Source organism: Myroides odoratimimus (genome assembly GCF_038039805.1).
GTDB lineage: Bacteria > Bacteroidota > Bacteroidia > Flavobacteriales > Flavobacteriaceae > Flavobacterium > Flavobacterium odoratimimum_B.
The window spans coordinates 1-14,391 of sequence record NZ_JBBPHK010000029.1; the positions used below are offsets into that span (position 1 = coordinate 1).

Genomic DNA, 14,391 nt, shown 5'->3' on the forward strand with positions numbered 1-14,391 from the left:
TTTGATGACTCGCTCCCTAGTCAGGCTTCCAATTCTGATTAGGGAGTATTTTTTTGGTATATACCCTATCTTCGTTTGTGTATATTATAATATAAGTGTCTGTTAATGAGTTTTCTATTGGTTTAGTAGCTGTTTTATGTCAATTTTTATAAAAAATAGTATTAAAAATATTGCATATTTACTCAAAAGGTAGTAATATTGCACCGTTATCAAAATCTGTTATTTGATGACTCGCTCCCTAGTCAGGCTTCCAATTCTGATTAGGGAGTATTTTTTTATACCTACTTCATTTTTGCTATAAAAGGATGTTTTTCTCCTAAAAGTATCCTTGATATGATGTGTAGCGCATATCGTTTTAATCTATTAAATTATGTTTGTCGTTATCTTTATTGAAAAGTAATTCTCTAAATGTGAACTATTGTTAGAATTCAAATATCATTGTTTACATTTGTGATGTATTGATACAATACTGATATGAAAAAACTTCGCCAAATTAATTTTCTATTTGTTGTACTTGCATTGTTATTAGTGAATTGTAGTCGGTCTAGAGTCTTAGATCAGCCAGACTATGATCAGCTATATGCTGTATGGTATAATAATGATTACAGAGACAGTTTAGCTCAAGTATTACAGCCTACTGTAGAGAAGGCCTTGAGTGTAAAGAACTCTTCTGAGAATCGAGTATTTATTGACAGTGTCTTGAATCAACTGAGATGGACACGTGATTCTGTTTCGTTCTATAAATTGAGTAAGAAAGCGATAAAATATGCTGAGAGAAAGTCAGATTATTACGCTTTAGCTAATGTTTATAGCGATATGGGAATGTATAATCATGACTTAGGAATCTTAGACAGTACATTTTATTACTATATTAAGGCAGAGAATATCTATAGAGAGATAGGAGATTCTATCAAGATGGGGGAACTTGGGTTTTATCAAGCTCGTGTTTTATTTGAAAAAGGTCTACATATAGAAAGTGAAAGCAAGGTTGCAAGTGTTTTACAAGTATTAAAGAACTACCCATTTAACCCTATACCTTTTGAGGCTAATCAATTAATGGGAACCTGTCTTTTGAATCAGAATGATTTTGAAGGGGCTAAAAAGTATTTATTAGAAGCGCTAGCATTAATGCAAAAAGATGTTAGACAAAATAAAATACTAGATTTAAATAGGTTAAAGATGGCAAAAAGTATGTTATACTATAATTTGTCAGAAGTATCATATTATTTAGAAGATTATAAAAAAGCAATTAAGTATGCTTCTACAGGATTGAACTTTATTATACCTGAGACACCCTCTTTATTAAAGAGTGTATTGAATTCAGGTATCGCAAAAGCTGAGTTTATGGATGGCTTAAAAAGCCATAGCCAAACAGAGTCTGATTATTATATAAAACAACTAGAAAAAACTTATGATGAAGCAGCTATCTTAACGAATAGCTATGTGATGAATGAAATGGCAATGACCATAGCGAACTTATATCTTCAAGATAAAGATAGTATTCAAGCATTTAACTGGGCTGAGAAAGCATATCAATTAGCGGTTGACCGAGATATAAAGGGAGATCAGAAGAATGCTTTAGAGTTTTTAGTTTCTCATCAGCATTATGATAATAATAGTAGAGTAAAAGAAATTATAACCTTGAGTAATGATCTTGCAGAACTTGATTATGTTACTCGTAATCGCTTTGCTAGAATTGCTTATGAAACAGAGAGAGTAGCTACTGAGAATGATGAGCTTCGAAATGTGATATTGATGGTCGTGGTGACGAGTCTTATTATTATTTTAGGATTATCTGTAGGGGTGTTTATCTATAGGTTGAGAAATAAGAATAGAGAACTAAGTTTCATAAAAGGGCAACAAAAAGCAAATGAGAGTATTTATCAACTCATTTTAGAAAAAAGTTCTATCGCTACAGAAGCTAAGAATACAGTGCGAAATAAGATAGCCAAAGATATACATGATGGAGTAGTGAATGGAATATTCACTATAAGGTTTAATCTTCAGCAATTAGATACAGAGAATACAGCTCTGAAAAACACTTTAATAACGGAGTTGCAGCATTTAGAGAAGAGTACAAGAGATATTTCTCATTCTTTAATTGACAATGAATTGTTTAGCGAAACTAAATTTATAAGTTTAATAAAAGATTTAGTTTCTTTTCAAAAAAATCAATGGAATACTAGCTTCAAGGTTGAAGGTAAGGATGCTGAGAGTCTAGAGGAGATGACGGCTATAGATAAAGTTAATACCTATTTTATTATTAGAGAAGCTGTTCATAATATCAATAAATATTCAAAAGCTTCATTGTGTACGATAAGCTTTATGGGAGATGAAGAGGGAGTTATCATCAGGATAAAAGATGATGGTATTGGTTTTAATACTAGTGCGATTGGAGGTGGAATAGGTATTCAGAGTATGAAAGAAAGAGCGGTAGCATTAGGATCAGAACTTCATGTGTTTTCTCAGATAAATAGAGGTACAGAAGTGATTTTTAAAATAAAAGCGAATTAAACCTAGATTATACAATAGACATATAAACAAAATAACTAAGAAGTAGAATTGCTTAGTAGTATTTAGTTAATGCGTAATGTAGGATAAACCATAAATAGTTCACCATGATCATAGAATCAAAATTTATAAAGTATTTTCCTGAATATGACCAAGTATTTGAAGGAGGTGTTTCACAACATATAACGCATTTTTTGCCTATCTGTTCTATTAATCTACAGTGTATATATCCAGATCAGGATCAGTGGTTACACTTTGTATCTGTAAAAGAGATTTATGATGGATGTGTAGGGCAAGAGACCAAGGAGTATCATTCAGATTATTGTAAGGAAGATATGATAGGTTTCGATGTGATAGGAGATAAGTATTGTTTTATAGGGGATTGGAACTATTTTGTATACGAAAAGATGATTAAAGAGGGGACTATCCCTCAAAATCAAGAAATGGTAGCAAAATACAGAGCCAATAGAGCTAATATTCAGACAGTAGAAGATTTAGAGACTTGGTTAGTACAGTTTGAATCAACTACATCTCCTGATTTTAGAAATAAGCTAAAGAGTAAACATACATTTTTTATAACACCAGACTCAGATCAAGGGCTTGTAGAAAGCCTTTTAGACCGTTTTGAAAAGGAAGCTAGCGAATCTGATTACGATAGTGTAATAGGAGCGTATAAGCTAAATACGAAGACTTATGAGCTTGCTAAAGCGTATTATCAGAAGCATGGTAAGATCTATCCGATGACAATAGGTAACTACTCGACTAAAATCGAAACGATGGAAAGTCTAGAAAAAGGAGTAGAAGATAACCTAGAGTACATTCAATATCCTGAGATAGCAGGTATCCTAGACGATATCCAATTTCAGAGTAAAGAAGATAAAGATTGTTTAGAGGAGTGTGAAATTAGTTTTGAAGAAGCAATGCAATTTGAAGACTCTACTAATCTTATAAATCTACCTTATGACGCAGAAGGGAATATCTTTACTTATATAGGGCGTTTTACAGGGTATCTTTTCCAGCAGTATGGAGCAGATAGTGTATACCTGTTTTATAATAAAGAATTAAAAAAAGCAGTTATTTGCTTAGAATACACGTAGACGCTTTATTTAATTCAGAATTAAAAATTAGGACTTATGTTTGCCTGCGGCATCAGTTTGCGCGGATTTGCAATCCGTGCAGAGTATGTAGAAGCGTATCGTATATGTCCAACAACCTATACCAGTTCGCGCGGATTTGTAATCCGTGCGATAAATAAAAAAGGCTAAACAAAATATTTTGTTTAGCCTTTTTTTAGTTTATCTAATAAGTAGGAACATTAAAATATTCGTACCTATTAAAAAAGAATTAAGCTCTTCTTACGTTAACAGCGTTTAATCCTTTTTTACCTTTTTCAACTTCATAAACTACTGCATCGTTTTCACGAACTCTCTCGTTTAAACCAGTTGTGTGTACGAAAATGTCTTGTCCTCCATCATTTGGAGTAATGAAACCGAAACCTTTAGTTTCGTTGAAGAATTTTACTGTTCCTTCTTGCATAATATTAAGTATTTAAATTTTATTTACCTCAACGGCACTTAGGCCTCTTGGAGTTCTTTCTTTTTTGAAGGTAACTTTATCACCTTGCTGTAATGGCTGATTAGACTGACTACTGTGTACAAAGATGTTTTCTTTTGAATCATCTTCAGTTATAAACCCGAAACCTTTACTGCTAAAATAAGTCACTACTCCAGTGCATTCAGTATCTGGAGCAGAAGCTGCCGCTAAGCGCTCTTCAAGTTCCCTTTTAGCTGCTTCGATGTCTTGCTCTTCTGGCGGAACGTCTGTTAGATTACCATTGTAGTCTACATAAACCAACATATCTTCAAGATCTTTACCCTTGTTGTTGTTTACTTTACGATCCTCTCTCTTTAATGCTTTCTCTTGTCTTTTCTGTGCTTTCTTTTTATTTTTCTCTTTTTTCGAAAAAGAATCAGCCATATTTATTGCGTTTTTAAGTTAATATTAAATTTCTTGTTTTACCTGCATTTTGATACCTGTAAATCGCTGAATATCCTTCAGCTCTTTTCGTTGTTCAGGTGTGCAAAAACACATGGCAACCCCTTGTACTCCAGCTCGTCCAGTACGACCGATACGATGAACGTAAGTCTCTGGTTTGTCTGGTATATCATAGTTGATCACAAAGGGAAGTTTGCTTATATCTATTCCTCTTGCAGCAATATCTGTTGCGATAAGGATATTGATTTTCTTATTTTTAAAATCATCTAATGCTTTAACACGAGCACTTTGAGATTTATTCCCATGGATAGCCATCGCCACCATATTGACCTTTTGAAGGTATTTTACTAGGTTATTAGCCTCGTATTTCGTTCTTGTAAATACTAATGTAGACTCCGTATTCTCCTTTAAGATAGTGTGTAATAACGCTTTCTTATCTTTCTTCTCTGTATAGTACACTTGCTGTTCGATAGTTGTTGCTGTGATTACTTCAGCAGCTACTTCTATTTTTACAGGTTTGTAGACGATTGTTCTAGCGAATTGCTCTATTTCTTTAGGCATTGTAGCTGAGAAGAACAGAGATTGTCTTTTAGTAGGAACAAATTTAAGAATTTTTTTAAGATCGTGTATGAATCCCATATCTAACATCTGATCAGCCTCATCTAGTACTAATATCTCAAGATTAGAAAGCTTTACTATTTTTTGATTGATTAGATCCAATAGTCGACCAGGAGTAGCCACGATAATTTCGGGATGTTGTTTTAACGCTCTTACTTGAGGTGGAAGAGGTACACCACCGAATAAAGTTACTGTTTTCAGAGGAAGCTCAGTACTATAGTCTAAAAAACTATCTTTTACCTGTATTGCTAATTCTCTTGTAGGAACTAAAATTAAGGCTCTTATACCTTTTGTAGATTTAGGAGTAGAGTGCAGTTTTTGTAAAATAGGAATAGCAAAAGCAGCAGTTTTACCTGTACCTGTTTGAGCAGTACCGATTACATCCGTTCCTTCAAGAATAGGAGGGATTGCTTTTTGTTGTATTTCAGTAGCTGTAGAATAACCTATTTTAGTTAATGCTGTTTGTATCTCTTGTGTTAATGCTAAATCTTTAAAGTTCATTTATTATTGCCTGTACTTATTCTTTTATCTTTATATGCTTTAAAACTATTGGGTCTTAAAGTCTTTTGGTATTATCTATCCTAGTGAATTTGTTTTTCTATTATGCATCAGAAACTCATATTTCGTAGGTAAGTGGTCTTTTGTTTTTGCAATAAAGCTCTAAGAGCATAAGCAGGGAAACATCTTTTACTTTCTATTGAAATTGTAAAAGAATCAAGAGTTAAATAAAGTAAAGACCAAGGAAGTAAAATTAAGAAAAGTTCAAAACTTTTTAATTTTAGAATAACTAAGGCAGAAATCTATTAACTAATAATACAGGTACAAAGGTATAACTAATAATCGAATAATGAAGTATTTATTTCGAATTAGAGAAATAACAATTCAAATAAGATGTTAGTTTAAGAAAGAAAATGCACTTTTTAGCAAAAAGGCGTTAGCAATATTGAGGAAGAATAGTAAATTTGGAAGAACATATAGAATCAGTAGAAATCACTTGAATGAAAACAAAATCTTGGTTAACAATAGTACAGCAGCATAACGACTTAGTAAGACGATGGTTTATTTGTTGTTGTGTATTGATGAGCTCTCTGGTATGGGGACAGCAAGTGGATGAGGATCAGGTGAGTGTAGTGAAGCTTTGGCGTGACCTTAATGGAGAGAATAGCCTATATATAAAAGTAGGCGCGACCTGTAATAACTATGATAGCAAGGGGATTTTTGCTAAAAATGGATACGAATCTATTATCTCTATAGAGCTGATTAACGAAGAGAATAAAGTAAGTGTAAACTACGGAGAACGCCTTCCAGATAACCAAATGCTGATGTTTTATGACGAGGGAATTTGGTTTGAAGAACACGACGATATTCAGGCGGTTTTTATTCCTGTTTTTTACTGTAGACCCTATTTTGGAAGTCAAATGCCCCTTACTTATATCGTTCTTTACAACGGAAAACGCTATATGTACCACTTCGATTACTATTGCCAATCGGATATATTAGGAACCTGTTCACTTCCTTATAGCAAAAGTAAGGTACAAAAAAGAGTATCAGATTTACCCAAAGAACTAGCCAAAAAGTTTGCAAACTATTTGACTAAAGTATACACGCAGAGAGAAGATCTATTCCCGAATCACCTTATCTTTAGAACAGAGAAATACAGTAATACTTACAGGCCGTATGATCTAGCTACAGCTTATCACGCATCATATCCTTATGTGTTATTAGATAAGGTCAACGGGTATCTTGAAGAGAAGAAATATTCTTTAGCAACAACGTATCTAAGCGAATTTGAATATATCTATGTAAGAGAAGAACTTACTGTAAATGTAGCAGGCTTTTACGTTCAAGATAGAACCATTAGCCAAAAAGCAACTAATTACCGCGCTAGAGTACATACAGAAAGAGAAAAACTATTAGAAGAAGCTAAGTTCTTAACCCGTAGAAATCAATACCAAGAAGCCTACCTAATCTATAAAGTGATATTAGAAGAAGAAAACGAGTGGGGAATTACGAATTAGAAATTACGAATTACGATGATTGCCCGTTCTCGCGGATTTGTAAATCGTGCGGTTATTATACACCCGACAAAGCATATCCACACTGTATGTCATCCTGAGCTTGCGAAGGATCTCATCCCTTTCAGGAAATTACGAATTACGATGATTGCCCTTTGGGTATAAGGTATGTGTATCACGTCCAACCCGTTCGCGCGGATTTGTAAATCGTGCGGTTATTATACGCCCGACAAAGCATATTCGTTTGACAGAAGAGGCAATACCTTGCATCAAATCCATACCACACATAAAATTTATAAATAAAAAATACCTGTTGTCAATAGCAAGTAAATAATTAACTTTACCCTATAGTATATTCTTTTTAAAAGAAGAATACCATAGACAAGATCAAACCTAGATTATGCAATAGACATATAAACGAAAAGTAATGATACCCGATAGGCCTACATTAGTGTTTTTAGCATACCATAATATGGTTATACTACTAATGAAAGAGCGATGAAGTAGAATTGCCTTGTAATATTTGACTAATGTGTAATTAAATGATAAAGTATTAATTTACTTTCTTTAGCATATATGAAAAACATACAAAAGATTTGTTGCGTAGGGGCAGGATACGTAGGAGGGCCTACCATGGCAGTTATAGCACAAAAAAATCCACATATCAAGATTACAGTAGTTGATTTAAATGAAGCACGTATCAAAGCGTGGAATGATGAGGATTTGAGCAAATTACCTATTTATGAACCAGGTTTAGATGCAGTAGTAGCAGAAGCTCGTGGACGAAATCTGTTTTTTGATACCAATGTAGAGAAAGCTATTGATGAAGCTGACATGATTTTTATCTCTGTGAATACCCCAACCAAAACCTATGGTAAAGGAAAGGGAATGGCAGCTGATTTAAAGTATATTGAATTATGTGCAAGACAAATTGCTCAAGTAGCCAAGACAGATAAAATAGTTGTAGAAAAGTCTACACTTCCTGTACGTACAGCACAAGCAATTAAACGAATCCTTGATCAAACAGGTAATGGAGTAGAGTTTGAAATACTCTCTAATCCTGAATTTTTAGCAGAAGGTACAGCTATCCAAGACTTGATGAACCCTGATCGCGTATTGATCGGTGGAGCAGAAACTCCGAGAGGAAGAGAAGCTATCGAAGCGTTAGCGTCTATTTATGAAGCATGGGTACCTCAAGAGCGTATTCTACGTACTAATGTATGGTCATCAGAGCTTTCTAAATTGACTGCCAATGCCTTCTTAGCACAACGTGTGTCTTCTATCAATGCGATTTCAGAACTATGTGAAGTATCAGGAGCAGATGTAGCCGAAGTGTCTAGAGCCATTGGTACAGATAGCCGTATTGGCAATAAATTCTTAAAAGCTTCTGTAGGTTTTGGAGGATCGTGTTTTCAAAAAGATATCCTAAACTTAGTGTATATCGCTAAGTCTTATGGGCTAGAGGCAGTAGCAGACTATTGGGAGCAAGTAATCATTATGAATGACCACCAGAAACGTCGTTTTGCAGAGAATATCGTGACAACTTTGTTTAATACAGTTAACGATAAGAAAATAGCTTTCTTAGGTTGGGCATTCAAGAAGGATACTAATGATACTAGAGAATCAGCTGCTATCTATGTAGCCAATGAGTTAATTGAAGAAGAAGCACAAATCCACGTATACGATCCTAAAGTAACAGAACAACAGATGTTATCTGATTTAGATTACTTAGCCACTCGCGAATTAGAAACAAATAAAAAACATCTGATAGTACACGCAGAACCCTATGCAGCCCTAGAAGGAGCACATGGTATCGCAGTATTGACAGAATGGGATGAGTTCAAGACGTACGATTGGCAACGCATTTATGATAATATGCAAAAACCAGCTTTTATATTCGATGGACGTAATATATTAGATCGTCAAACGTTAGAAGATATAGGGTTTGAAGTATACACAATTGGAAGAGGGTAATAAACTTTAACACCTAATTTAAGCAGTAAAGATGCAAGGATATAAAAAGGAAGGGTTTATATTTTAGATGTAGGTGAAGTTTACCAAGATACAATTCAAGAGAAATAGTATCGAATTGAAGATAATAACTGTTTTTAAAAGATTGAAAAACAGAAATTAACACACTTAACTATGAAAAAGAATTTGATTGTATTTGGCACAAGACCAGAAGCTATCAAAATGGCACCTTTAGTAAAGGAATTCCAAAAACACGCTGATAAATTTGATACTCGTGTATGTGTAACTGCACAACATAGAGAGATGTTGGATCAAGTTTTAGAGTTTTTTGATATCGTACCAGAGTACGATTTGAATTTGATGAAACCTAATCAAAATTTATATTCTTTAACAGGAGATATTATCACTGGATTAAAACCTGTTTTAGAGAAGTTTAAACCTGATTACGTTTATGTTCATGGAGATACTACTACAACGATGTCAGCGAGTATTGCGGCTTTCTATAGTGGAGCAGAAGTGTGTCATGTAGAGGCAGGACTCAGAACACATAATAAACGAACACCTTTCCCTGAGGAAATAAATCGTCAGATTACAGGACGTGTAACAGATTATCACTTCGCACCAACCATAGCATCTCAAGAAAATTTATTAAGAGAAAATATCAAAATCAAAGATATTTTAGTTACTGGTAATACAGTTATTGATGCTTTATTAGAAAGTGTAGAGCGTGTAGAAGATTTAGAAAATGAAGAAATTACACAATTAAAACAGATTGTAGATTCGTCTAAGAAATTAATACTTGTTACAGGACATAGAAGAGAGAATCATGGAGATGGATTTATTCGTATCTGTGAAGCACTAAAAGAAATAGCCTTAATACATGCTGATGTACAAATCATTTACCCTGTACATTTAAATCCAAATGTAAAAGGTCCAGTTTACGAAATCCTATCAGGAATAGAAAATATTCAATTAATAGATCCATTAGCTTACCCTTCATTTGTATGGTTGATGAATAAGAGTTATATGATTGTTACAGATAGTGGAGGAGTACAAGAAGAAGCACCTAGTTTAGGAAAACCAGTTTTAGTCATGCGAGATACAACAGAACGTCCTGAAGCCGTAGCAGCAGGAACAGTAATCCTAGTAGGTACGGATAAAGAGAAGATTGTAAGAGAGGCGAATAGCCTATTGACAGATACAGCTCGTTATGCAAAGATGTCAGCCTTACACAATCCTTACGGAGATGGAAAAGCATGTGCACGTATTGTTGATTTTATCAGTCAATTACAGTAGAGACGCAATTTTTTGCGTGTCACCGTGCATGAGGATAATAACATCAAATCCGCGTCAACGACTAGGGGGATGCCATTCGGTATACATGCCCTATATACAAGGTAGAGACGCAATATTTTGCGTGTCAGAGTTAATGTTTTACAGAATATGGCATAGGTTACAAAACACACCAGCATTAGTAGAGACGTAATATCTTACGTCTAATAAAAGGAATACAGCAGAAACGCAATATTTTGCGTGTCAGAGTTAATGAATTACAGCACATGCATGGCACAGTTTACAAACCATCCCAGAATCAGTAGAGACGCATTATTATGCGTGTCACAGGGAATAGGAAACGGAAAATAGGAAATAGGGAAGTCAGGAAAATACACGTCACGGATTAAAAATCCGCACCATCAGCGTAACGATTTAAACTGTGTGAGAATCACTCAAAGTCGGGAGACTTTGCGTAGCGGGGCAAATCCATCACATAAGGTAGAGACGTAATATCTTACGTCTAATAAAAGGAATACAGTAGAGACGCAATATATTGCGTCTAATAGAAAAGAAATATAGAGATAAGATAATGTTTTGTGATATAAACGAAATCACAAAACAACAAAATAACATAATGAATGAATACACAAGTAGTAACAATAGGATTAGGATACATAGGATTACCTACATCAGCTTTAATTGCACAAAATAAAATAGGTGTACATGGAGTAGATATTTCCCAACATGTGGTAGATACCATTAATGCAGGAAAGATTCATATTGTAGAACCAGATTTAGACAAGGCAGTAGCTGAAGCTGTACAAGCAGGATATCTAAAAGCAGCAACTACTCCTATTGTAGCCAATACATATTTAATTGTTGTACCAACGCCATTTAAAGGAAATCACGAACCAGATATTTCGTATGTAAAGGCAGCGACTACAGCTATACTTCCATTGTTAAAAGAAGGAGATTTATATATTATCGAATCTACTTCTCCTGTAGGTACGACAGAAAAGATGATGGAATATATCTTTACAGAGCGCCCAGAGCTTGAAGGTAAGATTTATTTAGCCTATTGTCCAGAGCGTGTATTGCCAGGAAATGTAATGTATGAGTTAGTACATAATGATCGTGTAATTGGAGGAGTGAATGAAGTATCTACAGAAAAGGCAGTAGCATTTTACAGTCAATTTGTAAAAGGAACTTTGCACAGAACGAATGCGCGTACAGCAGAGATGTGTAAACTGACAGAGAACTCTTCTAGAGATGTGCAGATTGCCTTTGCTAATGAATTGTCATTAATCTGTGATAAAGCAGGGATTAATGTTTGGGAATTAATTGAATTAGCAAATAAGCACCCACGTGTAAATATCTTACAACCAGGATGTGGAGTAGGAGGACATTGTATTGCAGTGGATCCATATTTCATTGTTTCAGAATTTCCTATGGAGTCTAGAATCATTGCTCATGCTAGAGAAGTTAATAACTATAAATCTTTTTGGTGCGCAGAGAAAGTAAAATCAGCGCGATTAGAGTTTGAGTTAAAACAGGGACGCCAACCTGCTATTGCAGTAATGGGACTAGCTTTTAAACCGAATATTGACGATTTACGTGAATCTCCAGCTATTTATATCACTGAACGTATCTTACAAGATTCTGGAGACGCAGATATGTATATTGTAGAGCCAAATGTACAAGACCATAAAGTGTTTAAATTAACGAACTATAAAGAAGCGGTAGAAAAAGCAGATATCATTGTATTTTTAGTAGCACATAATGAGTTTAAAGCATTAGAAATACCACAAGGTAAAGTAGTTTTAGATTTTTGTGGAATTAAAAAATAAAAAAAACAAGGAGCATGAATAAAATACTTATTACGGGAGGCGCAGGGTTTATAGGATCACATGTAGTAAGGCTTTTCGTACAGAAATATCCAGACTATCAGATTTATAACCTAGATGCACTTACGTATGCAGGGAATCTAGAGAATTTAAGAGATATAGAAGCTGCTCCTAACTACCATTTTATAAGAGAAGACATAACCAATCAGGAAGCGATAGAACAGCTTTTTAAAAAGGAGCGATTTAATGCGGTGATTCACCTAGCAGCAGAGTCTCATGTAGACCGATCTATTACAGACCCGCTTGCTTTTGTACGCACAAATGTCTTAGGCACAGTCAATTTATTACAAGCATTTAAATCCTTATGGCAAGGCGATTGGGAAGGGAAGCGCTTTTACCATATTAGTACAGACGAAGTCTATGGCGCACTAGGCGAAGTAGGGTTATTTACCGAAGCAACGCCTTATGATCCTAATTCACCTTATTCAGCTTCTAAGGCAAGTTCAGATCACTTTGTTCGTGCTTATGGAGAGACCTATGGAATGCCTTATGTTGTAAGTAATTGTTCTAATAATTATGGGCCTAATCACTTCCCAGAGAAGTTAATCCCACTTTGTATTCACAATATCATCAATAAAAAATCCTTGCCTATTTATGGGGATGGGAAGTACACTCGCGATTGGCTATATGTCTTAGATCACGCCAGAGCCATAGATGATGTATTCCATAAAGGGAATAATGCAGAGACCTATAATATAGGAGGCTTTAATGAATGGCAAAATATAGACTTGGTCAAAGAGCTGTGTAAGCAGATGGATGTAGTTTTAGGTCGAGAAGTAGGGGAGAGTGAGCGATTAATCACTTTTGTAACAGATAGACCAGGACATGATCTAAGGTATGCGATTGATGCAACGAAGATTAATAAAGAGCTCGGATGGAGCCCATCTGTAACCTTCCCAGAAGGATTAGCTAAGACCATTGATTGGTATATGAATAATCAAGAGTGGTTAGAGCATGTAACCAGTGGAGTATATCAAGAGTACTATCATCAACAGTATAAAAAGTAAGTAAAAAAGGCCTTGTACTATCTAGCAGTACAAGGCCTTTTTACTTGGTTTAATATATTGTTATTCTATTGTCATTAGATATTCTCCATACCCACTTTTGCACAGTGGTTTAGCGATATGGTGTAATTGTTCTTTTGTGATATACCCCATGCGATAAGCGACCTCTTCGATGGCCCCGATTTTCAGTCCCTGGCGCTCTTCGATGACTTGAACGAATTGACCTGCTTTCATCAGAGAAGCAAAAGTACCTGTGTCTAACCAAGCCGTTCCTCTGTCTAATATTCCTACCTTTAATTTGCCTTGTCTCAAATACTCTTTATTGATATCTGTGATCTCATATTCTCCTCTTTTAGAAGGTTGAATAGTCTTGGCAATATTCACTACATCATTGTCATAAAAGTATAATCCAGGCACCACAAAGTTAGATTTGGGTTCTAAAGGTTTCTCTTCTATAGAGAGTACATTTTTGTTTTGATCAAATTCCACTACACCATAGCGTTGAGGATCAGTTACAGAATAGGCAAATATAGTTGGTTCTGCTCTTTCTACGCACGATTGTAATAGTTTAGACATTCCACTGCCGTAGAAGATATTATCTCCTAAGATCAGCGCTACGTGATCATCACCTATAAATTCCTCTCCGATAATAAAAGCCTGTGCTAATCCGTTTGGTTCTTCCTGTATCGCATAAGTAAAAGAACAACCGATTTGGCTACCATCTCCTAATAGTTTTTGGAAGTTAGGCAGGTCAGTAGGAGTAGAGATAATCAGAATTTCGTTGATTCCCGCTAGCATTAACGTGGATAAAGGGTAGTAAATCATAGGCTTGTCATAGACAGGCATCAGTTGTTTACTGACAGCTAATGTAAGAGGGTGTAATCGTGTTCCCGATCCCCCAGCGAGAATAATTCCTTTCATCTTAAAATAATAAAGGGATAAAGTTAATGATTTTTTAAACCCAGAATACGCGATAGACCTATTAACGAGAGTAAATTATACAAAACAGCTCTGAATTTATGAAAAAAGCATACTATAGTATGGTTTTAGAAGGAATGAAAGAGAGATGAAGTAGAATTGCTTTGCAGTATTTGGCTA

At 34.9% G+C, this 14,391-nt stretch carries 11 protein-coding genes; 7 read left to right on the plus strand and 4 right to left on the minus strand.

Going from position 1 to position 14,391, the window contains the following annotated elements:
- The first annotated feature begins 474 nt into the window (after positions 1–474).
- Both AABL85_RS15685 and AABL85_RS15690 read left to right on the plus strand, forming a co-directional pair.
- Positions 475–2,514, plus strand: coding sequence for a tetratricopeptide repeat-containing sensor histidine kinase (locus AABL85_RS15685; protein WP_341310756.1), 2,040 nt, complete (start codon positions 475–477; stop codon positions 2,512–2,514).
- A 104-nt stretch (positions 2,515–2,618) separates the two neighbouring features.
- The gene (locus AABL85_RS15690) at positions 2,619–3,608 is read left to right on the plus strand and encodes a hypothetical protein (protein ID WP_341310757.1); all 990 of its coding nucleotides are present in this window, start codon (positions 2,619–2,621) and stop codon (positions 3,606–3,608) included.
- A gap of 247 nt (positions 3,609–3,855) precedes the next feature.
- On the opposite strand, the gene AABL85_RS15695 is transcribed toward AABL85_RS15690, so the two are convergent.
- Genes AABL85_RS15695 through AABL85_RS15705 form a run of 3 tightly spaced genes read right to left on the minus strand, consistent with a single transcriptional unit; the run spans position 3,856 to position 5,625 of the window.
- Positions 3,856–4,047 carry a cold-shock protein gene (locus tag AABL85_RS15695; RefSeq protein WP_006258143.1) on the minus strand — a complete coding sequence of 64 codons (192 nt, stop codon included), beginning with the start codon at positions 4,045–4,047 and terminating at the stop codon, positions 3,856–3,858.
- 12 nt (positions 4,048–4,059) lie between these two features.
- Entirely contained in the window at positions 4,060–4,488 is a 429-nt protein-coding gene (locus AABL85_RS15700) for a cold-shock protein (protein WP_006258141.1), read from the minus strand.
- 24 nt (positions 4,489–4,512) lie between these two features.
- A complete protein-coding gene (locus tag AABL85_RS15705) occupies positions 4,513–5,625 on the minus strand; it encodes a DEAD/DEAH box helicase (protein WP_341310758.1) in 1,113 nt (370 codons plus the stop codon).
- A gap of 497 nt (positions 5,626–6,122) precedes the next feature.
- On the opposite strand from AABL85_RS15705, the gene AABL85_RS15710 reads away from it, so the two are divergent.
- From AABL85_RS15710 to rfbB, 5 genes are all read left to right on the plus strand, one after another.
- A complete protein-coding gene (locus AABL85_RS15710; protein WP_341310759.1) occupies positions 6,123–7,142 on the plus strand; it encodes a hypothetical protein in 1,020 nt (339 codons plus the stop codon).
- A 573-nt stretch (positions 7,143–7,715) separates the two neighbouring features.
- Positions 7,716–9,113 (plus strand): UDP-glucose 6-dehydrogenase, encoded by a 1,398-nt coding sequence (locus tag AABL85_RS15715; protein ID WP_341310760.1) that lies wholly within the window; start codon positions 7,716–7,718, stop codon positions 9,111–9,113.
- A 171-nt stretch (positions 9,114–9,284) separates the two neighbouring features.
- Positions 9,285–10,406, plus strand: coding sequence for a non-hydrolyzing UDP-N-acetylglucosamine 2-epimerase (wecB, locus tag AABL85_RS15720; protein ID WP_341310761.1), 1,122 nt, complete (start codon positions 9,285–9,287; stop codon positions 10,404–10,406).
- A 617-nt stretch (positions 10,407–11,023) separates the two neighbouring features.
- On the plus strand, positions 11,024–12,232 hold the full coding sequence (wecC, locus tag AABL85_RS15725; protein ID WP_041892527.1) for a UDP-N-acetyl-D-mannosamine dehydrogenase: 1,209 nt from the start codon (positions 11,024–11,026) through the stop codon (positions 12,230–12,232).
- 14 nt (positions 12,233–12,246) lie between these two features.
- The gene (rfbB, locus tag AABL85_RS15730) at positions 12,247–13,296 is read left to right on the plus strand and encodes a dTDP-glucose 4,6-dehydratase (RefSeq protein ID WP_341310762.1); all 1,050 of its coding nucleotides are present in this window, start codon (positions 12,247–12,249) and stop codon (positions 13,294–13,296) included.
- Between the two features lie 60 nt (positions 13,297–13,356).
- Here the strand turns inward: rfbB and rfbA are convergent, their stop codons facing one another.
- A complete protein-coding gene (gene rfbA / locus AABL85_RS15735) occupies positions 13,357–14,214 on the minus strand; it encodes a glucose-1-phosphate thymidylyltransferase RfbA (protein ID WP_341310763.1) in 858 nt (285 codons plus the stop codon).
- Positions 14,215–14,391: the final 177 nt, after the last annotated feature.